At 67.9% G+C, this 26415-nt stretch carries 17 protein-coding genes; 5 read left to right on the plus strand and 12 right to left on the minus strand.

Annotated elements, in window-relative coordinates:
* Positions 1–31 precede the first annotated feature (31 nt).
* Positions 32–2239: a SpoIID/LytB domain-containing protein gene (locus tag ABFD52_08580; GenBank protein MEN6560814.1), complete on the minus strand. Its 2208-nt coding sequence runs from the start codon at positions 2237–2239 to the stop codon at positions 32–34.
* A gap of 118 nt (positions 2240–2357) precedes the next feature.
* The gene (locus tag ABFD52_08585) at positions 2358–4487 is read right to left on the minus strand and encodes an alpha-galactosidase (GenBank protein MEN6560815.1); all 2130 of its coding nucleotides are present in this window, start codon (positions 4485–4487) and stop codon (positions 2358–2360) included.
* Between the two features lie 124 nt (positions 4488–4611).
* Here ABFD52_08585 and ABFD52_08590 point away from each other — a divergent pair, with 124 nt between their 5' ends.
* Together ABFD52_08590 and ABFD52_08595 are read left to right on the plus strand one after the other, a co-directional pair.
* Positions 4612–8751 carry a M14 family metallopeptidase gene (locus tag ABFD52_08590; GenBank protein ID MEN6560816.1) on the plus strand — a complete coding sequence of 1380 codons (4140 nt, stop codon included), beginning with the start codon at positions 4612–4614 and terminating at the stop codon, positions 8749–8751.
* Between the two features lie 97 nt (positions 8752–8848).
* Positions 8849–10216, plus strand: a complete 1368-nt coding sequence (locus tag ABFD52_08595) for a sigma-54 dependent transcriptional regulator (GenBank protein MEN6560817.1) — start codon at positions 8849–8851, stop codon at positions 10214–10216.
* Between the two features lie 15 nt (positions 10217–10231).
* Here the strand turns inward: ABFD52_08595 and ABFD52_08600 are convergent, their stop codons facing one another.
* Complete coding sequence (locus ABFD52_08600; protein MEN6560818.1) at positions 10232–12682, minus strand: diguanylate cyclase; 2451 nt, start codon at positions 12680–12682, stop codon at positions 10232–10234.
* A gap of 334 nt (positions 12683–13016) precedes the next feature.
* Between ABFD52_08600 and ABFD52_08605 the strand changes: the two genes are divergently transcribed.
* Positions 13017–13778: a hypothetical protein gene (locus ABFD52_08605; protein MEN6560819.1), complete on the plus strand. Its 762-nt coding sequence runs from the start codon at positions 13017–13019 to the stop codon at positions 13776–13778.
* 13 nt (positions 13779–13791) lie between these two features.
* Positions 13792–15228 carry a M48 family metalloprotease gene (locus ABFD52_08610; GenBank protein ID MEN6560820.1) on the plus strand — a complete coding sequence of 479 codons (1437 nt, stop codon included), beginning with the start codon at positions 13792–13794 and terminating at the stop codon, positions 15226–15228.
* Here ABFD52_08610 and fabZ read toward each other — a convergent pair.
* The 8 genes from fabZ to ribE all read right to left on the minus strand — a co-directional run bounded on the left by fabZ (position 15221) and on the right by ribE (position 23005).
* Positions 15221–15676: a 3-hydroxyacyl-ACP dehydratase FabZ gene (fabZ, locus tag ABFD52_08615; GenBank protein ID MEN6560821.1), complete on the minus strand. Its 456-nt coding sequence runs from the start codon at positions 15674–15676 to the stop codon at positions 15221–15223. The two genes, ABFD52_08610 and fabZ, sit on opposite strands and share 8 nt — an antisense overlap.
* An 18-nt stretch (positions 15677–15694) precedes the next feature.
* Complete coding sequence (locus tag ABFD52_08620; GenBank protein MEN6560822.1) at positions 15695–16234, minus strand: OmpH family outer membrane protein; 540 nt, start codon at positions 16232–16234, stop codon at positions 15695–15697.
* A 13-nt stretch (positions 16235–16247) separates the two neighbouring features.
* Positions 16248–18572 (minus strand): outer membrane protein assembly factor BamA, encoded by a 2325-nt coding sequence (bamA, locus tag ABFD52_08625; protein ID MEN6560823.1) that lies wholly within the window; start codon positions 18570–18572, stop codon positions 16248–16250.
* 86 nt (positions 18573–18658) lie between these two features.
* The gene (locus tag ABFD52_08630; GenBank protein ID MEN6560824.1) at positions 18659–19354 is read right to left on the minus strand and encodes an ABC transporter ATP-binding protein; all 696 of its coding nucleotides are present in this window, start codon (positions 19352–19354) and stop codon (positions 18659–18661) included.
* Positions 19347–20570, minus strand: a complete 1224-nt coding sequence (locus ABFD52_08635) for an ABC transporter permease (protein MEN6560825.1) — start codon at positions 20568–20570, stop codon at positions 19347–19349. The genes ABFD52_08630 and ABFD52_08635 overlap by 8 nt, the downstream gene beginning before the upstream one ends.
* Positions 20567–22066, minus strand: coding sequence for a lysine--tRNA ligase (lysS, locus tag ABFD52_08640; protein MEN6560826.1), 1500 nt, complete (start codon positions 22064–22066; stop codon positions 20567–20569). The genes ABFD52_08635 and lysS overlap by 4 nt, the downstream gene beginning before the upstream one ends.
* Positions 22041–22514, minus strand: coding sequence for a transcription antitermination factor NusB (gene nusB, locus ABFD52_08645; GenBank protein MEN6560827.1), 474 nt, complete (start codon positions 22512–22514; stop codon positions 22041–22043). The genes lysS and nusB overlap by 26 nt, the downstream gene beginning before the upstream one ends.
* Positions 22515–22534: 20 nt before the next feature.
* Positions 22535–23005, minus strand: coding sequence for a 6,7-dimethyl-8-ribityllumazine synthase (gene ribE, locus ABFD52_08650; protein ID MEN6560828.1), 471 nt, complete (start codon positions 23003–23005; stop codon positions 22535–22537).
* A gap of 162 nt (positions 23006–23167) precedes the next feature.
* Between ribE and ABFD52_08655 the strand changes: the two genes are divergently transcribed.
* The gene (locus ABFD52_08655; protein MEN6560829.1) at positions 23168–25615 is read left to right on the plus strand and encodes an ATP-binding protein; all 2448 of its coding nucleotides are present in this window, start codon (positions 23168–23170) and stop codon (positions 25613–25615) included.
* Here the strand turns inward: ABFD52_08655 and ABFD52_08660 are convergent, their stop codons facing one another.
* Complete coding sequence (locus ABFD52_08660; GenBank protein MEN6560830.1) at positions 25616–26353, minus strand: pseudouridine synthase; 738 nt, start codon at positions 26351–26353, stop codon at positions 25616–25618.
* Positions 26354–26415 lie beyond the last annotated feature (62 nt).

Raw genomic sequence — 26415 nt, forward strand, 5'->3', positions numbered from 1 at the left:
ATTATCAGAACGATGCCTTAGCCAAGGCAATTCAGTAGATCTTATCGATCTTGACGCCGCTGTAATACTTCTTGAGGATGTCCTTGTATTTGCCGCCGGCCACGGCCATGCCGTAGGCCCCGACCTGGCACAGCCCGACGCCGTGTCCCCAGCCCCGCCCGGAGAAGGTGAACTGGTCGACGCGCCCCTGCTCGTCGTAGGTCCGGTCGATGACGAACAGGGTGTCCCGCAGGCCCAGGGCGGCCCGGATCTGGAAGCCGCGCACCTCGGCGGCCGAGCTCTCCCCCGTCAGGGTCAGGTCGACCACCCGGCCCGACTCGCCGCGGTGTTTGATCTCGATGTCGGCCAGGGGGCCGATGGCATAGGACTGGTTGAGCAGCCTGTCGAGCTCCAGCCGCGATTTCCGGACCTGCCAGCGGTTGAAGCGCGAGGACCGGTCGAGGACGTTCGAATTCGGCGGGTAGAACACCTCGAGGTAGGCGATCTGGCCCTCCCGCTCGAGCCAGCGGATGTTCTCGCCGCCGAGCAGGACGAGCTTGGTGGCGAAGCTCGTCTCGCCCTCGACCGTCCGCAGCAGGCGGACGTGATTGGACAGGGAGAGGGTGCGGCGGTCGAAATCCTGGCCGACCTCGATCGTCCCCTTGCCCGCGGCGCGGAACGTCCCGGTCTTGAAGAAGTCCTTCTGATCCTTGACGATGCGGGCCAGGGCCAGGGCCAGCTCGGCCCGGCTGACCGGCCGCCGCGGGTCGCCCGTCCGGACCGAGGCCGGGAAGAGCCCGGACTGGAAACAGTACGCGAGAGGCCGGCGGTCCGGGCCCTGGACCTCGGGCAGGTCCCTGAGCAGGAAGTCCACTTCCCCGTCGAGGAGCAGCTCCCCGGTCCGGTCCTGCCAGCCGAAGGCCTCGACCAGGAGCCGGGCCAGGCTGACGAAATCGAGGGCCGCGGAATCGGGCACGAACCCCTGGTCCCGGATCCCGACCAGCCGCCGCGCGTCGCGGACCCAGTCGACGGCCTCGTCGAAGGTCGCCTCCTTGCGGAAGTCCAGGGGCTCGGCGCCCATCGGGACGATGCCCAGCCCGACGAGCAGGGCGACGTCGAGGCTGGCGTCCCGGCCGTCGATGACGATCGGGGCGACGTGGGTGCGGGCCTCGATCTGCCACTCCTTCTGCTTCTCCGAGGCGCACTCGACGCTCTTGAGATACGGCACGGGCCGGCCGAAGAAAACCTTATCGGCGTCCTCGGTCCGGCCGCCGCAGGTGCTGGTGTAGAGGGCGTTGATCAGCTCGCCCCGGTAGAGCACGACCTCGCCCTTGGTCTCCTCGACCGCCCGCGTGCTCAGAGGGTTCTCGGAGGCCATGCCCGTGTAGAGCTGGGAGCGCGGCGTGTCGACGAGGTCGTAGCCGAAATGATCGAACTGGCCGATGTTCTTGAGCGCGTAGGTCCGGGCGGCCACGGCCTGGGCCTTGAGGGCCTCGATGGCGTTGAACTGGCCGGGCGAGAGCTCGCCGGGGACGACGCTCTTCAGGTAGTCCTCGAGGTTGACGTAATTGACGATCACCAGCCCGCGCGGGGTGCCCTTCATCACCAGGAAGCCGCGGTAACCCCTGCCGTTGAGCATCAGGAAGCTCTGCGGGTTGGCCGGGATGAAGTAGAGCTCGGAGTCGCGGTCGAGCGATTTGAGCTCGCTCGCGACCAGCATCCAGATCGGCCGCGACGGCTCCTCGACGATCTCCTCGCGCTCGATCCAGACGTCCTTGAATCCGGCCGCGTTGAGCTCGGCGACCTTGGCCAGGGCGTCGCCGCGGGTCAGGAACTCGCCGAGCTTGACCTCGAAGACGCCGGCGGCGTCGGCCTCGATGTCCTGGGCCACGGTGACCTCGGCCCCGATCCTGGACCGGGCGCTGGCGGCCAGCTGGTCGGCCTCCTCGCGTTCTTTGGCGTGGGCCAGCAGGATGACGTATTTCTCGGTCAGCTTCTCGCCGGCGCCCTTGATCTCGGCCTCGTCGGCGTCGTCGTGGATGACCCGGTAGCCGGTGTTGACCTCGTAGATCTTCATGCCCGAGGAGGACCGGATGCGGATGTCCTTGAGATTGGTGCCCAGCCCGACCCTGATGACCGGCTTGGGGATCATGAAGCCGTGGAAGAAGGCCCCCTCGGTGCCGAATTCGACAGGGATCCCCCCGAAGAAAAAGAACCCGACGAACAGAATAAAGACGTACTTAAATCTATCGAACTTCATGAGAGGAACCCGCTTGGCTGCGGATTCATGCTAGCGGATGGAGCCGGACTTGTCAAGCGGGGATTCTAGCCATGGGGCATGGCCAGTCTAACCCGCACAAGATGTAGTGCTTAAGGGGCTATCGTTTTTCGTAGACGGCCAGCCAGCCGGCCGTCCCCCCGGCCGCCGGCACCCAGCCGGCCTTGACCAGGGCCCCGGTCCTCCCGACCGTCGCGGCGGCCGCGCCGGGGGCTTCGAAGCGGACCAGCCGCCAGCCCTGGGGCTCGGTCAGGTAGATCTCGTAGGGATCGCCGGCCACCACCCGGCTCGTCCCGGACAGGGTCCCGCCGGACCAGCGGACGTCCTCGAGATCGGGGCCGCCGCAGGTGACATGCCGGCTCGTCGCCAGCACCTGGGGGCGGGACAGCCTTTCCCGGATGGCCAGGGCCTGGGACCGGTAGAGCGGGTCGAACGGTCCCGGGGCGAACCCGCCGGAGAAGCTGCCGAGCAGCCGTTTCGTCCAGAACTCGAAGACGTAGTACTCCCTGGCCGGGTCCAGGCCCAGGTCGGCGAAGGCGATCTCGGCCGCGGACTCTCCCGTCCGGCCGAGGACGGACCACGATCCGAAGGGCCGCTCGATCTCGAGCAGGAACAGATCGCAGGCCGGCCGCAGCGACGCGTCGAAGACGCGCGGCCCCGAGCCGCTGACCTCGGCCCCGACCCGGCCGAGCTCGGAGGAGCGCGACGGATCGACGTCAAAGAGCTGCCCCGGCACGGTCCAGAGCACGGGGGCGGCCCGGCGGGCCGCCTCGGCCTCCGCCGTCCGGTAGACCGCCGGCTTGTCCGTGAGCAGCAGGATCGAGCCGGTGAGCGAGGTCACCAGCGTCGACCGGAAGCGGTCCTCGTTGAGCTCGATGTGGTCGGGATCGTTCCGCCAGACAACGTTGTTCCAGGAGTTGAACTGGGCCAGCCCGGCATAGGAGAAGCCGTCGTTGCCGATGCGGCAGCCGTCGATGAGGCCGATTAGCTCGGGCCTGATCCCCCAGCAGCCGAGGACGAAATGGTCCCGGCCGACCTCGTTCCGGACGGCCTCGACATAGGCGCGATAGGCGGCGACGAGGCTCTTCCTCTTTTTCCGGAAGTAGGACGCATGGGCGTTGTAGCCCTCGTAGCGCAGGTGGCGGAGGGCGTCGACCTTGAAATACTCCCAGCCCTGGCCGACGAGCTCCCGGTAAACCGGCCGGACGACCGCGTCGACGGCGGCGGCCACGGACGCGTCGAGGCTGAACCCGACCCAGTTGCCGCGGGCCGGCCGGCCCGCCTCGTCGGTCACGAACCAATCCTTATGGGCCGCGGCGTATTCGGGCTGCTTGAAGGCGACGTTGGTCCAGATGCCCGGCTTCAGGCCCTTGCTCTTGATGTAGCGCGGCAGGAAATCCAGGCCGCCCGGGAACTTGGCGTTGGCCGTCAGCCAGAGGTCGGGGCGCCCCTCCCCGCTCTGATAGCCGTCGTCGATCTGCAGGTGGTCATAGCCGAAGGGCAGGAGCGTCCCGGCCAGCGCGTCGGCCGCCTCGATGATGTCCCGCTCGGTGACCGCGTCGCCGAAGGCGAACCAGGAGATCCAGCCGGAGACCGGATCGGGCCAGACCTTGTACGTCCAGGGCTCGAAGAACTCGAGCCCGCGGTGGACCTGGTAGAAGCGGGGCCGGAAGCGCAGGACGATCTCGCCGCCCTCGGCGCTGAGCTCGTAGGACTTGCCGTCCGGGCCGGCCGCGAGCGGACGGACGCCGGCCCGGGGCCCCTCGTCGACCGAGAGGGCCCAGTCCCGGCCGCGGTCGTAGACGGCCCGGTTGAGGAGGCTCCGGCTCGTCCCCGAGACGTGGCGGACCATGGCCAGGCCCCGGTCCGGGCGGTCGGCCTGGCAGGGGAAGGACTCCGGTCCGGCCGCCAGCGTCCCCGCGAGCCCGACCCGGCCCCGTCGGTCCCGCGGCGCCAGGCAAACGGTCTGGCTGACCGCGCCGCCTTTCGTGAAGACGTTGACCTGGGCCTCGAAGCCCGTCGCCCCGGACGTGATCCTGCCGTCGAAGACGGTCCGGCCGTCGTACTCGACGGTCAGGCGTTCTTTCCTGATCCTGATCCGGGCCGGACCGTTCTCCGGCGCCGCCGGGGCCGGCCCCTTCCGGCCGCACGAGACCGCGACGGCGGCCGCCATCACGGCCGCGGCGACCGATGCCAGGATCCTGCGTCGCTGTCTCCTCAACTTGTCCATCGGCGGCTCCTCGCGCGTCGGTTCGATATCCGCCCTATTCTAATTTTATTGACGGCCGGCCGCAACGCCGGGGGACGCGGAGTATGATAGAATTTCGACGAATCGCCCACGGAGGAGCCGTTCCATGAAGAAAGCCCTGCTCGCCGCCTGCGCCGCCCTCGCCCTCGTTCCCGGCGTCCTGGCCGGGACGGACAGCCTGTCCCGCCTCTTCCGGCCGGGCCAGGCCGTTCTCGATCTCGACGGCGACGGTTTCCCCGAAAAGCCGGCCCTGACCATCGTCGTGCCCGACAGGCCGTCGGCGGCCGAGCTGGCCCTGGCCGCCGATATCGCCGCCCGGACGAACTTCGAGAGCCTGGCCGTCGATCTCGGCCTGGTCCGGCGCGAATCCGATCTCGCCGGGGCTCCGGCCCCGGCCTTCTCCGTTTTCGTCGGCGGCAACCTCGCCTCGGTCCGCGAGGCCCTGAAGGACGGGTCGATCGCGCCCGCGCCGCTCGCGCCGAACCAGGGGCGGGTCGTCCTGTTCGGCCGCGAAGGCCGGAAGGGCATCGCCTGTCTGGGCGGGTCCGAAGAGGCGCTGCTCCGGACCGGCCGCGCCTTCTTCCTCCGCTGGCCGTATTTCTGGGAGATCTGGGGGCGCGAGGCCGGGGCGACCTACGAAGCGCTCGAAAAGGACCTGGCCGCCTTCCTGGCCGCTGCCGGACTGGAAAGCCGGTCGACGGTCGTCCGCGAGGCCCTCTACGAATTCCCCGCGGCCGCGCCCGTCGCGGACGGCCTCGAGGCCCTGTCCTTCGACCAGGGCCAGATCATCGATCTCGCGGTCGAGGTCCGCTTCGCCGCCGCGGCGGACTGCCGGAAAGCCGAGGACGCCTTCCTGGCCCTGGCCGCCGCCCAGCGGCGGGGAGAGCGGACGTCCGTCCTGTCCTACCCCGGCTGCGCCGCCCTGACCGTCGAGCTTCGCGGCGGCGCCGCCGGCTCCAAGGCCGTCCTGCCCCGGACAGGAGCCACGAAGCGGCTCCTCACGCCCCGGTTCAAGGAACGCCCGCCCGTGGACCCGGCCGGCAAGGAGTTCGACCTGCTCAGCCTCTATTCCACCAGGGCCGCCTACGGCGACCAGGACAAGGACGGCATCCCGGACGCCCTCGACGCCGTGATCGTCGCGCCCAGGGACGCGGCGGGCCCGGGCCTGGCCGAGCTGGCCAGCCGCCTCGTCCTGGGCACGGCCGGCGCCTCCTTTCCGATCGTCCAATCGGAGGCGGAGATCGAAAGCCGCAAGGCCCTGCCCTGCCCTATCCTCGTCGGCGCCAACGCGATGACGGACGATCTGGCCCGGAGCGGCAAGCTCGAGCGGCCGGATCTCGCCGCCGGGGCAGGCGCGGTCCAGATCGTGCCCAAGGCCTTCGGCAAGTCGTCGGCCGCCGTGGTCAGCGGCGCCGATCCGGCCGGTCTCGACGGGACGCTGTCCTATCTTGCCCGGACGTTTCCCTATTTCGCAGCCTACGGCGAAGGGAACCCGCAGCTCGCCGACCTGGCCGCCGATCTGGAGCGGTTCCTGGCCGGCGAGAAAGGCGCGGCCGAGGCCTTCCTGATGAACGCCGTGGACCAGGCCGCCGCCGAGATCAAGGGACGCGACCTCGAGTCGGTCGACGCCGAGCTCGTCCTGCCGGCGGCCAACGCCCCGTTCGAGGAGGCCGTCAGGGCCGCCCTGCGCGGCGCGGCCGGCGGCGCGCCGGTCTCGGTCGCCGTCTCGCCGCTCCGGACCGGCCGGACGGTCTTCGAAAAGGAGCGGTCGTTCACCTGGGAGGTCGATGACGCCAAGGCCGCGCTCAAGGACCGGCTCAAGGCTCTGGTCAACGCGGCCGGCAAGGGCGGCGCGGTCGAGGTCAGCATCGGCGTCAGCGAATCCCCCGCCGTGCGGGAGAAGGTCCGGGGCGAGGTCCTGGCGTTCCTCGCCGCCTCAGGCTTCCCGGCGGCCCGGGTCGAGGTCCTGTCCGCCTACAAGCCCGGCTATTCCTGGCTGGTCGAAAAGGTCCTCCCGGCCCTCCGGGGCCGGGGCGTCGATCGCCTGACCGTTCGCTTCGCCGGAGTCCGGCCGGATTTCGCCCGGCCCCGGCGCGCCTATGCCGAGCCGAACCGCTGGCTCCAGGAGCTCTATCCCGTTGACGAGATCCTGGCCCGGGACCTGGGCCTGCCGGTCGACCGCATCGTCTTCGAGAAGGCCGGCCCCGGCGGCCCGGTCTACGCCGTCGAGGCGGCGGACGCCGGGGGCCGGGTCGTATTCGCCGACAGCTTCACGCCGCGGACGCGGGCGATCCCGCTGTCGGCGGTCCTGCCGGAATGGGGAACGGCCGAAGCGACGACGGGCTGGCTGCGCGTCGTCGCCGGCGGCACGGTGGTCTGCGACCAGCCGCTGGCCACCGACCTCGAGAAGTTCTGGGATTTCTACCAGGCGGACGTCCTGACGGCCGTCGTCGCCCACATCCGGAAGAAGACCGGCGGCCAGCCGACGTTCTCGAAACAGCCCTACTTCAAGCGCCTGCTCGTCGACCTCCGGGCGAGCGAGCCGGATTATCGGATCGGGCTGGACCAGGAGATGATCTCGTCGCTCGAGGCCATCCACGACGAGGTCTACTTCGACACGCTCGACCTGCTGCGGGGCATCACCCGCTTCGATCCCGAGGCGAGCGACGCGGCGGACGACACCTCCCGGTCCTCGGCGCCGGGCAACGTCTTCCCGTCCCTCCACCCTTCGCTCGAAGGCGGCCCGGCCGCGGTCCGCATCGTCCTCGAGGATTGGCCGGCCCCCTCGCCCCAGCTCGTCCTCCGCTGGAAGGAGAAGGGCCGCGAGGAGGTCTCGCGCAAGTCGGTCTTCCCCGCACTCAAGCCGAAGGAGACCCGGGCCTCGACGCTCGTCTACGATGGCCGGGCGGGGCGCGTCGCCAACGTCTTCTTCGAATCCGAATGGGAGAAGGAGGCCGACTACCTGGCCTTCGTCGACATCGCCGGGTCCTGGCGCCGGATCTCCGGGGCCGGGCTCGTGGCCGACCCGTTCCGCTTCCCCGGGCTCGACGGCGTCACCCTGCGGGCCCGCTGGCAGGCCCTGAAGAAGGACGAGCGGCTGCCGGTCCTGCCCGGCCCGGCGCCGTCCGGGGCCGTGGCCGTCCCGGCCCCGGCGCAGGACGGCCGGGCCATCGTCACCACGCGCGAGATCATCCCGCCGGACCAGGCCGCGGACCTCGTCCGCCGCCTGGCCGCGCTGCCGGGCGTGCGCGGCTACACCGGGGGCCGGTCCTACGAAGGCCGCGAGGTCCCGGTCCTCGAGCTCTTCCTGCCGCTTGGGCCTTACGTCTCGATGCCTCGGCTGGTCACGGCCAAGCCGACCCTGCAGGCCGTCGCCCGGCAGCACGCCAACGAAGTCTCGTCGACGAACTACCTGCTCCGCTTCGCCGAGATCCTGGCCCGGGACGCGGCCGCGCGCGAGGCCCTCAAGACCATGAGCTTCGTCTTCGAGCCCGTGGAGAATCCGGACGGGGCGGCGCTGGCCTGGGTCATGGAAAAGAACGAGCCCGGGCATAGCCTCCACGCCGGCCGCTACGGGGCCCTCGGCGTCGACATGGGCTACCAGACCGGGACGAAGCCGATCCTGCCCGAGGCCGCCGTCCGGGCCCGCCTCTACGACCGCTGGGCGCCGGACCTGGTCCTGAACCTCCACGGCTATCCTTCCCACGAATGGGTCCAGCCCTTCTCGAACTACACGCCCTATCTCTTCCGCGATTACTGGATCCCCAGGGGCTGGTTCACCTACTTCGAGTCGCTGCGCCTGCCGATCTACGAAAGGCAGCGGGAGGAGGCCGGGGCGCTGAGGAAGCTCATCGCGGCCGAGCTCAACGCCGACCCGGCCATCGCCGCCTCGAACCGGAGGCTCTACGACCGCTACGAGCGCTGGGCGGCCCGCTGGGAGCCGCACATGGATGCGCTCGAGGTCGCCGACGGGGTCAACATCTACGCCAGGCGCCGGGGCCCGGTCGAGGGCCGGATGACCCCCCGGGCCAGGACGACCTTCAACGAGCAGAACCCCGAGCTCATGGACGAGACGGCGACCGGCGATTGGCTCGAGTTCCTCTGCTCCCAGGGCCTGGCCTACCTCCGGGCCCATGTGAAGTACCTCGCGCAGGCGGCGGCCCCGGTCGTTCGCATCGAGGAGGAGATCCGCGGCCGGACCCGCGTCACGCTGGTCCGCGAGCGGCCGGGAAGGAGCCGGACCTGATCGCTGTCGAGGCCGAAAAACGCCGGAGTTTGGGTTTGACCCCGTCCCGAAGACTTGATAATATAAGCCCACCGCCGCGGAAGCGGGGCGGGGCCAGATGGAAGCGCAGACCAACCTGCTGATCATCTCCGACGATTTCTCGCTCTACGAGACCGTCAAGAAGGCCCCGGTCGCCGCCGACTTCAACGTCTTCTTCGCCCAGACGGGCGACGCCTGCCTGGATATCATCCGGGAGAACGGCATCCGGGTCGTCCTGGTCGACGCCGGCGACTCGCCCGCCGCCGCGGTCCTGATCATGAAGAAGATCAAGAAGGCCGACGCCCTCGTCGACGTGCTCGTCGGCGGCGAGCCCCTCGGCCGCGAGGCCGTCCTCGACCTCGTCCACGCCGGGGCGACCGACTTCGTGCCCAAGCCCTATGAGCGCGACATCCTCGGCGACATCCTGCGGCGCATCTCCCGCAAGCGCGACCTCCGGCGCGAGACCCTGCACCTCGAGAAGCGGCTGGAGCGGAAATACGCCTTCGAGGGCCTGATCAGCCGCAACCCGACCATGCTCGAGATCTTCGGCCTGATCGAGAACATCGCCCGGTACTTCTCGAGCGTCCTCATCGTCGGCGAGACCGGCACCGGCAAGGAGGTCGTGGCCCGGGCCATCCATGGCCTGAGCCCGCTCAAGGACCAGCCCCTCGTCGTCTGCGACTGCGCTTCGGTCCCCGAGAACCTCTTCGAATCCGAGCTCTTCGGCTACAAGAAGGGGGCCTTCACCGGGGCCGACAAGGACAAGCGCGGCCTGTTCGAAGAGGCCGACGGCGGGACGATCTTCCTCGACGAGATCGCCGAGATCCCGGTCGCCGTCCAGGCCAAGCTCCTGCGCGTCCTCGAGAACCGCGAGTTCCGCCCGCTCGGGAGCAACGACAGCACCGCGGTCGATGTCCGGGTCCTGGCGGCGACGAACCGCGACCTGGGCGAGATGGTCCGGGCCGGCTCCTTCCGCGAGGACCTTCTCCACCGCCTGAACAAGGTCGTCCTCGAGCTGCCCCCGCTGCGGGAGCGGCCCGAGGACATCCCGCTCCTCGTCCGCCACTTCCTGCAGGCGGCCAGCCGGAGCTTCGCCAAGGACGTGCACGGCGTTTCGCGCGAGGTCCAGAAGCTCTTCCTCAAGTACGCCTGGCCGGGCAACGTCCGCGAGCTGGCCAACGTCCTGGAGAGCGCGGCCATGCTCTGCAAGAAGGATTTCGTCGACGTCGCCAACCTGCCCAAGTATCTCCGCGATTACGTGCCGCCCGAGGGGACGCTGGCCCTGACCGGCCACGGCCGGCTGTCGACCCTGAGCGACCTCGAGCGGGACTACATCGCCTATCTCCTGAAGGTGACCAAGGGGAACCTGCGCCAGACGGCCAAGATCCTGGCGATCTCGCGGACGACGCTCTACAACAAGCTGGCCAAGTACGGGATCCGCCACTGACGGGCGGGGCCGCCCTCAGGCCCGCGCGGCCGCGGCCTTCTTCGACGTCTTGTCCTGGTACATCCTCCGGTCGGCCTGCGTTAAAAGCTCCTGGAGGGAGCAGGGCCGGTCGGGATTGTAGCGGCAGATCCCGACGCTGAAGGTCAGCTCGAAGGCCCGCTCGGCCTGGGCGTTGCGGGCCCCGATCCGCTCGCCGAGGCGGCGGGCCAGGGCGGACGCCTTGCCCTCGGCGATATCGATGGCCAGGACGACGAATTCGTCCCCGCCGATCCGGGCGATGATATCGGAATCGCGGAAGACTTCCCGGAGCAGGTCGGCCGCCTCGACCAGGGCCCGGTCGCCCGCGTCGTGGCCGAGCGTGTCGTTGATCCTCTTGAGATCGTCGAGGTCGGCGTAGAAGAGGGTCATCTCCTTGCGCGTCCGGTGGGCGACCTTGACCTGCTGCTCGGCCAGGGTCCAGAAGCCGCGGCGGTTGTAGACCTTGGTCAGCTCGTCGACGAGGGAGAGCTCGCGCAGGGCGTTCTCCGTGCGCGTCCGCTGGACGGCGATCGCGTAGAGCTGGGCCAGCCGCTCGACGGCCTTCAGATCGCGTTCGAGGTAGGGGTTCTCCGCGTTGGCGATGACGATGAGCCCGACGATGTCCCCCGACATGATGGCCGGGACGGCCAGGAACGGGCCGACCGGCAGGTGCCAGTCCGGCAGGCCGCGATAGCGCGGGTCCAGGCTCGGCATCGAGGTCACGATGGCCCGCTGCTCCTCGAGCACCCAGCGCCACATGCCCGAGTTCTCGTGGAAGCGGTCGGCGGCGTCGGGGTGCCCGTCCAGCATCTCCCGGGCGTCGGCGGTCATGGCCGCCGGCACCAGGGCGCCCGTCTTCTGGTCGACGTGGCCGACGAACCCGGACAGGCTGGCGGTCAGCCGGCGGGCCTGGTCGAGGACGAGCGCGGAGACCTCCTCGATCGGCGTCGGGGACAGGAGCCGCTCGGACACCTCTCCGACCGCCGCCTGCAGATGCACGACCCAGGCGTGCTCTTCCTTGATCCTCTTCTTTTCGCTGATGTCCTCGATGACGCCGTCATAGAACAGGACGCGGCCCTGGGGGTCCTTGGCCGCGCGGCAGGAGTCCTCGACCCAGATCGTGGTCCCGTTGGCCCGCTTGAGCTGGCATTCGAACAGGCCGATCATGGAGGTCGAGTCGAGGTAGGCCTGCTTGTTGTCCCGGTCCCGGGGGTCCTTATGAAGGTCCCAGAAACCGACGGCCTTGAGGGCGGCGACGTCGGGATAGCCGAGCATGCGGGCCAGCTGCGGCGCCGCCTCGACGATCTTGCCCTGCGGCGTCGTGCGGTAGGTGCCCAGGGGATAATGGAAGGTCCGGGCCATCATCTCTTCGCCGGAGGCCAGGATGGCCTCGGCGGCGTCGGCCCGTTCGCGCGCGTCCTCGGCGGCCAGGCCGGCCCGGACGTTGGCCAGGGCCACGCCGGCGAGCTTGGCCAGGGTCAGGGCCAGGTCGGCCTCGCGGCCGTCACGTCCGGCCGGCCCGGACCCGGAGAGCTCGAGAACGCCGAGGATCTCGCGGCCGTGGGCGATCTTGAAAAAAGCCTTCGTGCCGTCCTCCGACCGGACGCAGTCCGCGTTGAGGGCGATGATCCGGTCCACGGGCGTCCCTTCGACCAGGGGCCGGCCGGCGAACGACTCCAACGGATAATAGGCCGCTTCCCGGGGGGCCAGGACGGTCCGGACGAGCTCGAGGACGCCGGCCTGGGCCTCGTCCATGCTCCCGGCGGAGGTCACGGCATCGAGGAGCCGTCCGGCCCGGGCATGATCGATGCCGCTCTCCCCGCCCCGGGACAGGCGGTCGGCGATCTCCGTTTCGAGCCCGTCCACGCGCCAGGCCAGGCCGATCCGGCTCAAGGCCAGGCGGAAATGTTCCAGCCCGGCCGGATGGACCTCGCACGGCAGCCGGAGGAAACGGCCGAAGGACCGGAGCTCGCGGTCGATGCCCGGATAGGCGCCCGTGTCGACCAGGACGACCTTGCGGGCCACGTCGCGGAAAAAGGCCTGGGCCGCCCTGCGGTCGGAGGCCCAGCGGGCCTCGACATGGGCTTCCCAATCCTTGAGCCAGCCAGGCAGCACGGGGAGCGCCCCGTCCTGAAGCACCCGGTCCAGGAGGCCCTTGTCGGCGACCCACTCGAAGCACTGGCTTTCCTGGTAGAGGCGGCAGGCCCCGTCGAGCCCCAGCTCCCGGGCCGGCCTGGTCAGGCAGTATCCGCCGATAACGCCGAACGAGCAGCCCTTCTTGGCGCAGGACGCCGCGGCCGCGCCGAGACCGGACCATTCGGCTTCGGCCAGGTCGCAGCTGACGGGCTGGGGAAGGAACCGGACAGAGGCGAGGTCGGGACAAGATTGGACGGCCTGGATCTCGCGGCCGAAGCTCGCACAAGTGATCAGTTCCAGCCTGGGAGACATAGTATGTCCTATTTCGGTACATTATAATAATAGCACATAAATATTTCGTAAGTCAAGCATTATAATCAAGTTGAGCACATTTCAACGTTCTAATTATGAACACATTTATTAGCGTTGCATCGTGTATTTGCTTATATATCTTCATATTACGTGATTAGCCGAAATTTTGAGATATTGGCTAAACTGAGCGAGCTTGGATGGCTAATCCCGGGCTCTTCGGCTCTCTGCCGCCCGCGCGCCGGCTCAGCCGCCTCGCCGCTCCGGTCCGGCCTCCGGGCTGGCAAGTCACTGCTCTTTGGTTTAAAATCGCTTTGACCCCATCACGGAGGGACCGATGAAGAAATCGACGATCTGGATCCTGGCCGCCGTCCTGTCGGCCATAACGGCCGCGCGGCCCCTCCGGGCCCAAAGCGGCCCGGCCGCGGCGGGCAGCAAGGAAGCCCTGGCCGTGGTCGAAAAGCTCGTCTCGGCCATGGGCGGGCGCAAGGCCCTCGCTTCGATCAAGGACACGACCGTCTCCGGCACGGCCGAGATGGTCCAGTACGGCATCACCGTGCCCATCACGGTCTACCAGAAAGGGACGGACAAGCTGCGCGTGGAGCTGACCATCCCCGAAGCGAACATGACCGTCGTCAGGGCCTACGACGGCCGCAAGGCCTGGGTCACGGACCCGCGGTCCGGCGCGGTCGAAGAGCTGCCCGATTTCATGGCCAGGCAACTCGCCCGGCAGGCGGCCGGGACCCTGGCCTGGCTCGATCCGCGGCGCGCCGGGGTCAAGTACGCCCTCAAGCCCAAGGCGGCCCTCGAGGGCAAGGACTACGTCGTCCTCGAGCAGACGGAGGCGGACGGGCACAAGACCGTCTATTACCTCGATCCCGAGACCTATCTCCCCTACCTGACCCGGACGCGGGCCTTCGACCAGAGCGGGATCGAGGTGGAGACCGAGACGTATTCGACCCGCTACGAGAGGACCGGCGGCATCATGATCCCCTACGCCCTGCGCGCGCTCCACAACGGCGCCGAGGCCCAGCGCATCACCATCACGGCCGTCACCCGCAACACGAATCTCGACGACGGCCTCTTCACTTTGAAATGACAAGGAGGTCCCGATGACCAGAACCAGATCAGCGGCCCTCGTCCTTCTTCTTCTCGCGGCGGCCGCCTGCGCGGTCAACCCCGTCACCGGCCAGAAGGAGTTCATGCTCTATTCCGAGAGCCAGGAGATCCAGCTCGGACGGCAGACGGACACCGAGGTCGCGGCCACTTACGGGGTCTACGACGATCCGGCCCTTGCGGCCTACATCGACCAGGTGGGCAAGTCCCTGGCGGCCAGGGGACAGCGGCCGGGCCTGCCCTGGCGCTTCACCGTGCTCGACAGCCCGGTCATCAACGCCTTCGCCGTTCCGGGAGGCTCGGTCTACGTCACCCGGGGCATCCTGGCCCTGATGGGCTCGGAGGCGGAGCTGGCCGCGGTCCTCGGCCATGAGATCGGCCATGTCAACGCCCGCCACTCCATGAGCCAGATGAGCAAGGCCCAGGCGGCCCAGATCGGGTTGGCCGTCGGCAGCGTCGTCAGCAGGCAGTTCGCCAAGTACGCCGGCCTGGCCGGCGCCGGACTCCAGGTCCTCTTCCTGAAATTCAGCCGCGACAACGAGAACCAGGCCGACGGACTGGGCGTCGACTACGCGCGGGCCGCCGGCTACAACCCGGCCGACATGGCCGTCACCTTCGCCGCACTGCAGAAGATGGGCGACCTTTCGGGCGGCGGCAGCTCCCTGCCCGGGTTCCTTTCGACGCACCCGCTGACGGCCGACCGCGTCACCCACGTCCAGAGCCTCCTGCGGCCGGCCGACAAGCCGCTGGCCCGCAACCCGGACGCCTACCTCAGGAGGGTCGAGAGCGTCGTCTACGGCGAGGACCCCCGGCAGGGTTACGTCGAGAACGGCGTGTTCTATCATCCGGCCCTCCGCTTCCAGTTCGCCGTTCCTTCGGGCTGGACCGTCGAGAACATGCCGACCCAGGTCACGCTGGTGTCGTCCGACCGGAACGCCGGCCTGATCCTGCAGGGCGGGAAGTCGGCCGACAGCGCCGAGGAGTTCCTCAAGAAGCAGGCCGCCCAGATCACGAGTTCCGGGGGCAAGCTCCTGAACGAGAACCGGACGACGGTCAACGGCCTGGCCTGCTACGAGCAGGCCTACACGATCACCGAGCAGAACGAGGCCCCGGTCCAGATGAGGCTGTCCTGCCTGAAGAAGGGGGACTGGGTCTACGCCTTCCAGGCCATGAGCGCCGCCAGCGCCTACCCCGGGTACGATGCGGAATTCAGGAGGGTCGTCGCCTCGTTCCGGGACCTCGTCGACGCCGCGAAGATCAACCGCTCGCCCAGGCGCCTGGCCCTGGTCAGGGCCAACGGGGCGGACACGCTCCAGGCCATCCTGAAAAAGGCGGGGCTGACGGAGAAGCTGGGGCCTCAGTTCGCGGTCATGAACGGCCTCGAGCTCTCGGCCGTGCCGGCGGCCGGCAAGCTGATCAAGACCGTCAGGTAAGCGGCGACCGGACGTCGGCGACGTCGAGGACGCTGGCGAAGATCTCCGCCTCGGCGGCCAGGTCGCTCCCGACGAGGGCCCGGCCCTTCATCTGGCAGATCCGGCCCTTCTCCCTGGTCCATTCGACTTCCATCCGGAGTTGGTCGCCGGGGACGACCATCCTCTTGAACTTGGCCTTGTCGACCTTGCTCAGGACGACGACCTTGGTCTCCGGGTCGGGGATGGAGCTGAAGAGGAGCACGGCCCCGGCCTGGGCCATGGCCTCGATGATCAGCACGCCGGGCATGATCTTCCAGTCCGGGAAGTGGCCCTGGAAGAACTGCTCGTTGCAGGTGACGTTCTTGATGGCGACGATGGTCTTGTGGGGCACCATCTCGAGAACGCGGTCGACGAGCAGGAGCGGGAACCGGTGCGGCAGGATGCGCATGATCTGTTCGGTCGGGATCATGGTCCGGCTCCCGGGAGGCTACTTCTTGACGGGCGGGGCCGCCTTCATCGCGTCGTAGCGGCTGATGACCTCGCCGGTCAGGTCGACGGCCGGGTTGAAATAGACCGTCCCGCTCTTGGCCAGGTCGAAGATGATGTCGAGGCCCTTGTCCTTGCGGAGCTGCTCGATGAGGGGGATGAGCGCGTCCTGGATCTTCGAGAGCGTGGAGGCCTGGAGTTCCTGCATGGCCTTGGTAGCGTCCTCGGCGGCCCGCTGACGCAAGGTCTGCTTGTTCTGGATGTCGGCCTGGATGCCCGCGGCCGCCTCGGCGGTCAGGGTCAGGCGCTGGGTCTGCAGGCGGTTCTGCAGCTGCTTGATCTGGTCGTCCAGGCCGGCGATCTGGTCGGTGTACCTCTTATCGGCCGCCTGGAGCGCGGCGATCGCCTTCTTGCCCTCGGCGGACCGCTCCAGGACCTCCTGCGAGTTGATGGTCGCCAGCTTGGTCTGGGCCAGAGCAAGCCCGGCCAGGCCGGCCAGGGCCGCGGTGATGAGAGCGCAGATTCGAATGGGTCGTTTCATGGTCGAAAACCTCCTAGAACGTCGTGCCGACGGCGAAGCGGAAGGCGAAGTTGGAGTCGTCCGCGTAGATCTTCTTGTTGTTGTAGGCGAAGATGAGCCGGAAGGGGACGCGCAGGGCGGGGATGAAGAGCCGGGCTTCGAGGCCGGCCGAGGAATACATGCCCTTCCAGGTGATGGGATTCCCCCAGGCGACGGCGGAGCCCCGGTCGTAGAAGAAGATCGCGTAGAGCGGGCCGCCGACGGGGATGATGTACTCCGCGTTGATGGTCAAGGCCTTGTCGCCGCCGACCATGTAGCCGTTGTCGTCGCGGGGGCCGATCGAGTAGACCTCGTAGCCGCGGATGGACCGCTCGCCGCCGAGGAAGAATTTCTCCCAGTACGGCACCTTCGTGCCGTGGAGGGTATGCATGAACTGGTATTCGGCGTGGAAGCCGAAGACGTGGGCCTTGGGCCCGCCCCCCAGGACCGGGTGATAGTAGGTGAACGAGAACGTGGGCCGGATCATGTCGACCGCGCCGCCGAGGAAGCTGCCCGCGTACTTGACGCTGGCCGAATACGAGGTGCCGCGCGTCGGCGTCAGGGGGCTGTCGATGGTCGACCGCCAGATCTGGGGCGTGATCGAGTTCTCCCAGTACTTGCCGGAGGTCGCCCCGTAATAGGACGCGTAGTAGGACCCGGACGGATAGGAGATCTCGATCCTCTGGACGGTGTAGGTCAGGTTCGCCCGCCACATGCCGAAGAGCCGCGTGCCCAGGGTGAAGTCGACGCCCTGGGTGTTCTGCTTGTAGAGGGAGTAGGTCGTGTAGTCGATCTTCCGGCTGTAGACGTTGAAGCCGGCGGTGATGGGCTTGTCGAACACGTACGGCTCGGAGAAGCCGAACGAATAGTTCTTGACCAGCTTGCCCTGCTGGAGGCCCAAGTCCAGGGTCTCGCCGGCGCCGAGGAAGTTGACCGTCGAGTAGCTGAACGCCAGGAAGGTCCCCTCGTAGCCGCTGTAGCCGGCCGTGAACTGGATGTTGTTGCGCTGCATCTCCTTGACGTTGACCTGGACGTTCATCTTGGTCGGGTCTTCGGGGTCCGGCTTGATGTCGGGGTCTTTCTCCAGGTCGACGATGCCGAGCTGCTTGATCCGCAGAATGCTGTTCTTGAACAGGCCGAAGCTGAAGCGGTCCCCCTCGCGGATGATCATCTCCCGGCGGATGACCTTGTCCTTGGTGAAGGTGTTGCCCCGGAACTCGAGCCGGTTGAGGTAGGCCACCTCCCCCTCGACGATGTTGAACGTCACGTTGACGATCTTGTTCTTGGGGTCGAGGTTCTCGACCGGGATGGTCTGGGCGTAAACGTAGCCGCCGTCGCGGTAGGTCTCGCCGATGTCGGTGACGGTCTTCTCCCGGACCTTGGTGCTGTAAACCTCCCCGGGCTGGAGCTTGACCAGGCTGCGCAGGTACTTGGGGTTGAGGGCCTTGCTGCCCTCGATCTTGATCTCGCCGGTGCGGTAGCGGTAGCCGGGGTTGATCGGGAAGACCAGCCGCATCATCTTCTGCTTCTTGAACAAGACCGAGCGCCGGACGAACTCCTCGGTCCGGGGCTGGCCGACCGAGGCCTCCATGTAGCCGAGCTCCTGGTATTTCGTCTTGATGGCCTCGATCTCTTCCTCGATCTTGTTCTGCTTGTAGACGTCCTTGCCGGCGACCCAGTTGAACAGCGAGTGGGGCCGGTTGTTCTTCATCGACCACTCGAGGGTGCTGGCCGGGATCTTGGTGCCGCCCTCGAAGACGACCGCCCCGACGCGGAGCTTGGGGCCCTCGTCGATCTTGAACAGGACGTCGACCTCGTTCTTGCCCTGCCGGACGGACTCGACTTCGATCTTCGAGGCCAGCAGGCCCTTCTCGTAGAGGAGGTCGGTGATGGTGTCCTTGATGCGCTGGAGCTTATAGGGGCTGTAATAGGAATACGGCAGGATGGCCTGGTCCTTCTCCTTGAGCTTGTCGGTGATGTCCTTTTCCTTGACCTTCTTGCCCGTCTTGTAGGTGACGGCCCGGACGACCGGGTTCTCCTCGACGATGATCCGGACGATCCGGCCCCGGGCGCCGGCCGCCTCCTCGAAGCGGACGTTGGCGAAAAAGCCCGTCGACCAGAGGACGCGGAAATCGCGGCGGAGCTGGTCGGCGCTGTAGACGTCCCCCGCCCGGAAAGACAGGTAATACTCGATGGTCTCCTGCCCGACCCGGTCGTTGCCGGAGATCTCGATCTTCTCGATGACGTCCTGGGCGGCCAGGACGGCGGGGAGGACGAGCAGGGCCAGGAGTCCGAGGAGGACGGTGACGCGCTTTCTCATGTCGAAAATCCTTCTCTCATATACCATATCGGCCCGGAATGGTCAAAAACCCCGGCCCGGCCGCGGGGGCACGACGCTCCCTTCACTTAACTCGGGATCCCGGCCTGTAGTTTCATCGCCCCGGCTTCCATGACATAGACCTTGTCGCAGAAGCGGGCGATCTTCTCGTTGTGCGTGACCAGGATCGAGGACAGTCCCTTGCCGGCATGGAGGTCGAGGATGAGGCGGAGGACCTTCTCCCCCGTCTTCCAGTCGAGATTGCCCGTCGGCTCGTCGGCCAGCAGCAGGCAGGGGCCGTTGACGAGGGAGCGGGCGATGGCCACCCGCTGTTGTTCGCCGCCCGAGAGCTGGCCCGGCCGGGCCTCGGTCTTGTCCTCGAGCCCGACCTCCCGGAGCATCTCCAGGGCCCGCCCGAAGGCCTCCCGGCGCGGCATCCCGCCGATCATGGGCGGGAAGGCGACGTTCTCCAGGGCGCTGAACTCGGGCAGGAGGTGGTAGACCTGGAAGACGAACCCGATCTTGCGGTTGCGGATCGAGGCCACGTCCCGCTCGGCGCCGGCGAAGAGGTCCTCGCCGTCGAGCCGGACCCGGCCCTCGGTCGGCCGGTCGAGCCCGCCGAGCAGGTTGAGAAGGGTCGTCTTGCCCACGCCCGACGCGCCCATGACGGCCACGAGCTCGCCGCGGCCGAGCGCGAAATCGAGGCCCTCGAAGACGCGCAGGTCCCCCTTCGGCAGGGGGTAGGTCTTGCCCAGGCCTTCGGCGACAAGGACCGGGTCACTCATACTTCAACGCCACCACGGGGTCCACCTTGGCCGCGCGGCGGGCCGGGAAGAGGGTCGAGACGAAGCTGATGAGCAGGGTGACGCCGACGATCGCGGCCAGGTCGAGCGGATGCATCCGGAAAGGGACGTAGGAGATCTGGTAGATGTCGACGGGGATGCGGATGAGCTTGAAGGCGTTGGCCAGGGCGCACCAGCCCAGGCCGAGCCCGGCGCCGAGGGCCGTTCCGACGACGCCGATGAGCGCGCCCTGGAAGAAGAAGATGCGGTTGATCATCGCCGGGGTGGCCCCGATGGCCATGAGGATGCCGATGTCGCGTGTTTTCTCCATGACCATGAGGATGAGCGTGGCGATGATGTTCAGGGCGGCCACGACGACGATCAGGGTGATCGTCAGGAAGAGGATGTTCTTCTCGAGCTTCAGGGCCGAGAACAGCGACTTGTTGAGCTCCATCCAGGTCGTGATGTAAACGACCGGCGGCAGGACGGCCATGATCTTCCGGCCGATCTCGGGCGCGGCGAAGATGTCCCGGAGCTTGACCTGGATGTAGCTGGCCCGCCCCTCGAGGCCGAAGAGCCGCTGGGCCGTGGCCATGGCCGTCAGGGCCGTCGAGCTGTCGAACTCGTAGAGGCCGGTGTTGAAGATGCCGGTCACCTCGAAGGTCTTCCGCTTCGGCAGGAGGCCCATGGGCGACAGGGTCGACGAGGCCGAGATGACACTGACGACGTCGCCCACCTGGGCGCCTATGCGCAGGGCCAGCTCGCGCCCGAGCAGGAGCCCCTCCCGGCCGCCGCTGCGGGCCTCCGGGATCCGGCCCGCCTCGAGCTTCTGGAGCCAGGCCGAGCCCGGCCGCTCGCGCTCGAAGTCGATGCCCTTGACCAGGGCCCCCGAGTTCTCGCCCCGCCCGGTGATGAGGACGGTGTTGTAGACGACGGCCGAGGCCGATTCGACGCCGGGCAGGGCCCGGATCTTGCGGGCCATGTCCTCGTAGCTCTCGAGGCCCCGGCCGCTGAGGTCGGAGACCATGACGTGCGAGGTCGCGCCGAGGATCTTGGCCTGGACGTCGCCCTGGAAGCCGGTGATGAGGGCGATGGCGATGACCAGGGCGGCCACGCCGATGGCCACGCCGATGACGGAGATCAGGGTGATGACCGAGACGAAGGCCTCTTTCCTCCGCGCCGTGAGGTAACGCCGGGCGACGAACAGCTCGAAGCTCATGGCGCTGTTTTCGGCTTCAGGAGGGGGAAGAGCACGACCTCCCGGATCGTCCTCCGGTTGGCCAGGAGCATGGTCAGCCGGTCGATGCCGATGCCTTCCCCGCCGGCCGGCGGCAGGCCGTATTCCAGGGCCTCGACGTAGTCCAGGTCGACGCCCATGGTCTCCTCGTCGCCGCGCTTCCGCTCCCGGGCCTGCTCCTCGAAGCGGGCCCGCTGCTCGGCCGGATCGGTCAGCTCGGAGAAGGCGTTGGCGATCTCCATGCCGGCGACGACAAGCTCGAAGCGCTCGGACTCCTCGGGGTTGTCGCGCGAGGTCTTGGCCAGGGGCGAGATCTCGCGGGGCGGGTTGGTGATGAAGGTCGGCTGGACGATGTGGTCCTTGACGAAGCGGTCGAAGATGACGTCGAGGGCCTTGCCGTAGGTCTCGGGCTTCTTGTCCGGGGCCAGCTCGGCGGCATAGGCGATGAGGCCCGGGCGGTCCTCGAAGCGGCTGGCCGGCAGGCCGCTGTACTCGATGCAGGCCTCGTGGAACTTGAGCCGCCGGAAGGGCCGCTTGAGGGAGATCGTCCGCTCGCCGAAGGGGATCTCCTCCTTGCCGAGGAGGTCGACGGCCAGGCCGCTCAGGAGCTCTTCGGTCATGTTCATCATGTCGAAGTAGTCCTTGTAGGCCTCGTAGAACTCGAGCATGGTGAACTCGGGGTTGTGCTGGGCGTCGATGCCCTCGTTGCGGAAGCTCCGGTTGATCTCGTAGACCTTGTCCAGGCCGCCGACGACGAGCCGCTTGAGATAGAGCTCGGGGGCGATGCGGAGGTAGAGGTCGACGTTGAGGGCGTTGTGATGGGTCACGAACGGCCGGGCCAGGGCGCCGCCGGGGATCGGGTGCATCATCGGCGTCTCGACCTCGAGGTAGCCGCGGCCGTCGAAGAACTTCCGGATGTAGGCGATGACGGCCCCGCGCAGGCGGAAGACCTCGCCGACCTCGGGGTTCATGATCAGGTCGAGGTAGCGCTGGCGGTAGCGCATCTCGACGTCCTGCAGGCCGTGCCACTTCTCCGGCAGCGGGTGGAGGCACTTGGCCAGGAAGGTGACGGCGTCGCAGAGGACGGTCAGCTCGCCCGTCTTGGTCTTGAACAGCGTCCCGGAGACGGCGACGATGTCCCCCACGTCGAGGAGGCCGAAGCGCTCGTAGGCCTCGGGCCCGACCCTGTCGGCGCGGATGTAGGCCTGGAGCCGGCGCCGCCCGTCGGAGAGATGGAAGAAGGTCGCCTTGCCCATCTTGCGGACGGACATGATCCGGCCGGGCACGACGACGGCCGCCTGCCGCGCCTCGAGCTCCCCGGCCGGCAGGCCGGCGAAGGCTTCGACGGCCTGGGAGACCTCGTGCGTCAGGGCCGCCGTGTAGGGGAAGAGCGGCACGCCCGCCTCGGCCAGCTTGCGGTACTTGTCGCGCCGGGCGACGTCCTGGTCGAGCTCAGCGGGCTCGTTCTTTGGGCTCATGCTCACCTTCTTTTTTGTCCGCCTCCCCGGCCGGGGCCGCGGCGGCCCCGAGGCGCCGGACGACCGCGTCGAGGACGCCGTTGACGAACACGGCCGATTCCTCGCCGCTGAAGCGCTTGGCGATCTCGATGGCCTCGTTCATGACGATGGCCGGGACGAGCGCCGGCTCGTAGAGGAGCTCGCAGACGGCGATCCTCAGGATGTTCCTGTCGACCACGGCCATGCGGGCCAGGCGCCAGTTCGTCGAGGCCGCCTGGATGGCGTCGTCGATCGCGGCGCCGTTATCGAGGATCTTCTGGACGAGCCAGGCGCCGTATTCCCGGACGGGCTTGGAGGCTTTCTGGCGCTGCCAGTAGGCCCGGATGAGGGCCGGCTCGTCGCCGGCGTTGAATTCAAGCTGGAACAGGATCTGGAGGGCGCACTCCCGGGCCTTGCGGCGTTCTCCCATGGCGTGGACCGGCCGACCGCTCAGCGGAGGCCCGCCTCCTTGATCACGTTCAGGGTCTCGACGAGCGAGAAGGCCGCGTCATAGCCCTTGTTGCCGGCCTTGGTCCCGGCCCGCTCGATGCCCTGCTCGACCGTGTCGACCGTCAGGATGCCGAAGGCGACGGGCACGCCGTCGTCCATGGCGATCTGGGCCAGGCCCTTGGTCACCTCGGCGCTGAGGAAGTCGAAGTGGGGCGTGTCGCCGCGGATGAGGGCGCCGATGCAGAGGATGCCGTCGGCGGCCTTGGCCTTGGCGATCTTCTTGGCCAGGAGCGGGACCTCGAACGAGCCCGGCACCTTGTAGACCGTCAGGTCGGCCTCCTGGGCCCCCGTCTTCTGGAGGGCCTCCAGGGCCCCTTCGAGCAGGCGCTCGGAGATGAAGCTGTTGAAGCGGCTGACCACGATCGCGATCCGGAACCCCTTGGCCTGGAGCTTGCCTTGATGGATCTTCATGGTGTCACGCCCTCCGACACGAATCGCTTCCCGGGGAACCGGGAGCGGCCCTATTCTAGCAGATGTCCGGCGGTTTTTCACCAAAAATGCCGCCCGGCAGCCGGGCCCGGGCCGCCTTGAGCGGGTGAAGAGATTGTGCTACCTTGGCATCAGGAGAAAGCGATGAGAACCAAGAACGGATTCCCCGAGCTCGCCGCCGACCAGCTGCGCTGGACCTGCTGCCCCGATCTCGTCCCGGTCCGATCGAGCGACGAGGCCCTGGCCTGCAAGAAGATCATCGGCCAGGAGCGGGCCCTGCGGGCCATCCAGACGGGCCTCGACATTAAGAGCCTCGGCTACAACATCTTCATCACCGGCATGGTCGGCACCGGCCGGACGACCACGGTCAAGCAGCTGCTCGACCAGCTCGAGAAGGGCGACCGGACGCCCGAGGACATCCTCTACGTCAACAATTTCAAGTACCCCGACGAGCCCGTCCTCGTCACGCTGCCGGCCGGCCGGGGCAAGGCCTTCGGCGAGGCCATGACCAAGCTCATCGACATGCTGCGGACGAACATCCCCCACCTCCTGAAGAGCCCCTACTATTCCGAGAAGCGGGACGCCATCATCGAGTCCCAGCAGAAGAAGCAGCGGGACCTGCTGCAGGGGTTCGAGGAGAAGGTCGCCGCGCAGGGCTTCTCCGTCATCCAGGTCCAGATGGGCCTGTTCACCCGGCCCGACCTCATCCCCGTCATCGAGGGCCAGCCCATCCCCTTCGCCAAGATCGAGAGCCTGGTCAAGGAGAAGAAGCTCCCCAAGGAGACCCTCGAGACGCTGCGGGCGAAGTACCAGGAGCTGACGTCCGAGCTCGAGGCCGTCTTCGAGCGCCTCAAGGAGATCGACGAGGAGACCCGGGACCTGCTCCGGAGCTGGGACGAGGAATGCATCTCGCCGGTCGTCCGCGGCGCCATCGACGACATCCGGGCCAAGTTCGACGGGCCGAAGATCTCGGCCTACCTCGAGGAGGTCGAGAAGGCCCTGGTCAAGTCCCTGGAGTCCCTCAAGGCCCAGAAGAAGGGCGACGACGACAAGGAGCCCGTGGACGGCTTCACCGAATACCGGGTCAACCTGCTGGTCGACAACTCGGACCAGAAGGGCGCTCCGGTGGTCATCGAGACCAACCCGAGCTACGTCAACCTCTTCGGCTCGATCGAATCGGCCATGACCCGCATCGGCCTGAGCCAGACCGACTTCACCATGATCAAGGCCGGCTCCTTTCTCAAGGCCAACGGCGGCTACCTCGTCGTCAACGCCCTCGACGCCCTGGTCGAGTCCGGCGTCTGGACGACCCTCAAGCGGACCCTGCGCAACCAGGTCTTCGAGATCCAGAACTACCTCCAGATGTACCTGTTCTCCAGCCCCCGCCTGAAGCCGGAGCCCATCCGGGCCGACGTCAAGGTGATCATGATCGGCGACTCCTATATCTACAACCTTCTCTACGCCCAGGACGAGGACTTCAAGAAGATCTTCAAGATCAAGGCCGAGTTCGACTCGGAGATGCCCAAGGACGAGAGGTCCTTCGCCGATTACGTCCGCTTCGTCAAGAAGATCTGCGACGAGGACGGCCTTCTGCCCATCGACCAGGACGGCCTCGCGGCCCTCATCGAGTACTCCACCCGCATCGCCGGCCGCCAGAAGAAGCTGTCGACGCGGTTCCATGTCATCGCCGACGTCGTCCGGGAGTCGAGCTACTGGGCCCGCCGGCGGAAGAAGGACTCCGTCGGGCGGGAGGACATCGAGCAGGCCGTCGACGAGCGCTTCGAACGGGTCAGCCTGATCGAGGACAAGATCCAGGAGATGATCGAGGAGGGCACGATCCTCATCGACACCGGGGGCGCCGTGGTCGGCCAGGTCAACGGCCTGTCGGTCTACGACATGGGCCAGTTCATGTTCGGCAAGCCGGCCCGCATCACGGCCCGGACGGGCATGGGCCGCGGCGGCGTCATCAACATCGATCGGGAGGCCGACCTGAGCGGCCCGACGCACAACAAGGGCGTCCTCATCCTGGGCGGATACCTGCGGGGCAAGTACGCCCGCAAGCGGCCGATGTCGCTGACGGCCTCCTTGGCCTTCGAGCAGTCCTACGGCGGCGTCGACGGCGACAGCGCATCTTCGACCGAGGTCTACGCCATCCTCTCGAGCCTCTCGGGCCTGCCCCTGCGCCAGGACATCGCCGTCACCGGCTCGCTCAACCAGCGGGGCGAGATCCAGCCGATCGGCGGGGTCAACGAGAAGATCGAGGGCTTCTTCGACGTCTGCCGGGCCAAGGGCCTGACCGGGACCCAGGGGGTCGTCATCCCCCGCCAGAACGTCGAGAACCTGATGCTCCGGTCCGACGTCGTCGCCGCGGTCCGCGAGGGCAAGTTCCACGTCCACGCGGTCGGGACGATCGACGAGGGGATCGAGATCCTGACCGGCGTCGAGGCGGGCGCGGCCGACGCGGACGGGAACTATCCGGACGGGACGGTCCACGGCCTGGTCGACCTGGAGCTGCAGAGGCTGGCCAGGGGAATGAAGGAATTCGCGGCCCCGGCCGAGAAGGGGGAAAGCGGCCCGGAGGCCAGGAAGTAGCTAGCGGGCCGGCGCCGTCCCGGCGAGCCGTTTCAGCCGCTGGACCTCGGCGGCGCGCAGATAGCGCCACTCGCCGGTCTTGAGCCCATCAAGGGTCAGGCCGGCGAAATCGACGCGCACCAGGCTTTCGACGGGATAGCCGACGGCCTCGAACAGCTTCCGGATCTCCCGCTTCCGGCCCTCATGGATGTCGACCTTCAGCGTCGCGGCGCGGTGGCCGCGCCGGAGGAGCGTCACCCGCGCCGGGGCCGTCCGCCGCCCTTCCAGGAAGAGACCGTGCCGGACCTTGTCGAGGTCCTCCTCGCGGGGCTCGCCTTCGACCCGCGCCTCGTAGGTCTTCGTCACGCCGTAGCGGGGATGGGTCAGCTTCAGGGCCAGGTCGCCGTCGTTGGTCAGAAGCAGGGCCCCCTCGGTGTCGAGGTCGAGCCGGCCGACGGGATAGACCCGGACCGCCAGGCGGCCGAGGAGATCGAGGACCGTCGGCCGCCCGAACGGGTCCTTGACGCTGACGACCCGGCCGGCCGGCTTGTTGAGCAGGATATAGACGAGCTTCTCCTCCTCGGCCCGGACCGGCTTCCCGCCGGCCACGACCCGGTCCCGGGCCGGATCGATCTTCTCCCCGAGCTCCTGGACGACCCGTCCGTTGACGCGGACCCGCCCCTCGGCGATCCAGCGGTCGGCCTCGCGCCGCGAGCAGACCCCGGCGTGGGCCAGGAACTTGTTGAGACGCGTCTCCATGTTGATCCGGCCCCATTATCCTGGCCGGGTCGGGAAGTGTCAAGACAGGCCGGGCGGCGGGG

The sequence above is a fragment of the Acidobacteriota bacterium genome (assembly GCA_039683095.1).
Lineage (GTDB): Bacteria > Acidobacteriota > Aminicenantia > Aminicenantales > Saccharicenantaceae > RBG-16-66-30.

Coding starts and splice junctions, on each gene's coding strand:
- ABFD52_08580 (MEN6560814.1), bottom strand. CDS start 2,239: ATGAAGTTCGATAGATTTAAGTACGTCTTTATTCTGTTCGTCGGGTTC.
- ABFD52_08585 (MEN6560815.1), bottom strand. CDS start 4,487: ATGGACAAGTTGAGGAGACAGCGACGCAGGATCCTGGCATCGGTCGCC.
- ABFD52_08590 (MEN6560816.1), top strand. CDS start 4,612: ATGAAGAAAGCCCTGCTCGCCGCCTGCGCCGCCCTCGCCCTCGTTCCC.
- ABFD52_08595 (MEN6560817.1), top strand. CDS start 8,849: ATGGAAGCGCAGACCAACCTGCTGATCATCTCCGACGATTTCTCGCTC.
- ABFD52_08600 (MEN6560818.1), bottom strand. CDS start 12,682: ATGTCTCCCAGGCTGGAACTGATCACTTGTGCGAGCTTCGGCCGCGAG.
- ABFD52_08605 (MEN6560819.1), top strand. CDS start 13,017: ATGAAGAAATCGACGATCTGGATCCTGGCCGCCGTCCTGTCGGCCATA.
- ABFD52_08610 (MEN6560820.1), top strand. CDS start 13,792: ATGACCAGAACCAGATCAGCGGCCCTCGTCCTTCTTCTTCTCGCGGCG.
- fabZ (MEN6560821.1), bottom strand. CDS start 15,676: ATGATCCCGACCGAACAGATCATGCGCATCCTGCCGCACCGGTTCCCG.
- ABFD52_08620 (MEN6560822.1), bottom strand. CDS start 16,234: ATGAAACGACCCATTCGAATCTGCGCTCTCATCACCGCGGCCCTGGCC.
- bamA (MEN6560823.1), bottom strand. CDS start 18,572: ATGAGAAAGCGCGTCACCGTCCTCCTCGGACTCCTGGCCCTGCTCGTC.
- ABFD52_08630 (MEN6560824.1), bottom strand. CDS start 19,354: ATGAGTGACCCGGTCCTTGTCGCCGAAGGCCTGGGCAAGACCTACCCC.
- ABFD52_08635 (MEN6560825.1), bottom strand. CDS start 20,570: ATGAGCTTCGAGCTGTTCGTCGCCCGGCGTTACCTCACGGCGCGGAGG.
- lysS (MEN6560826.1), bottom strand. CDS start 22,066: ATGAGCCCAAAGAACGAGCCCGCTGAGCTCGACCAGGACGTCGCCCGG.
- nusB (MEN6560827.1), bottom strand. CDS start 22,514: ATGGGAGAACGCCGCAAGGCCCGGGAGTGCGCCCTCCAGATCCTGTTC.
- ribE (MEN6560828.1), bottom strand. CDS start 23,005: ATGAAGATCCATCAAGGCAAGCTCCAGGCCAAGGGGTTCCGGATCGCG.
- ABFD52_08655 (MEN6560829.1), top strand. CDS start 23,168: ATGAGAACCAAGAACGGATTCCCCGAGCTCGCCGCCGACCAGCTGCGC.
- ABFD52_08660 (MEN6560830.1), bottom strand. CDS start 26,353: ATGGAGACGCGTCTCAACAAGTTCCTGGCCCACGCCGGGGTCTGCTCG.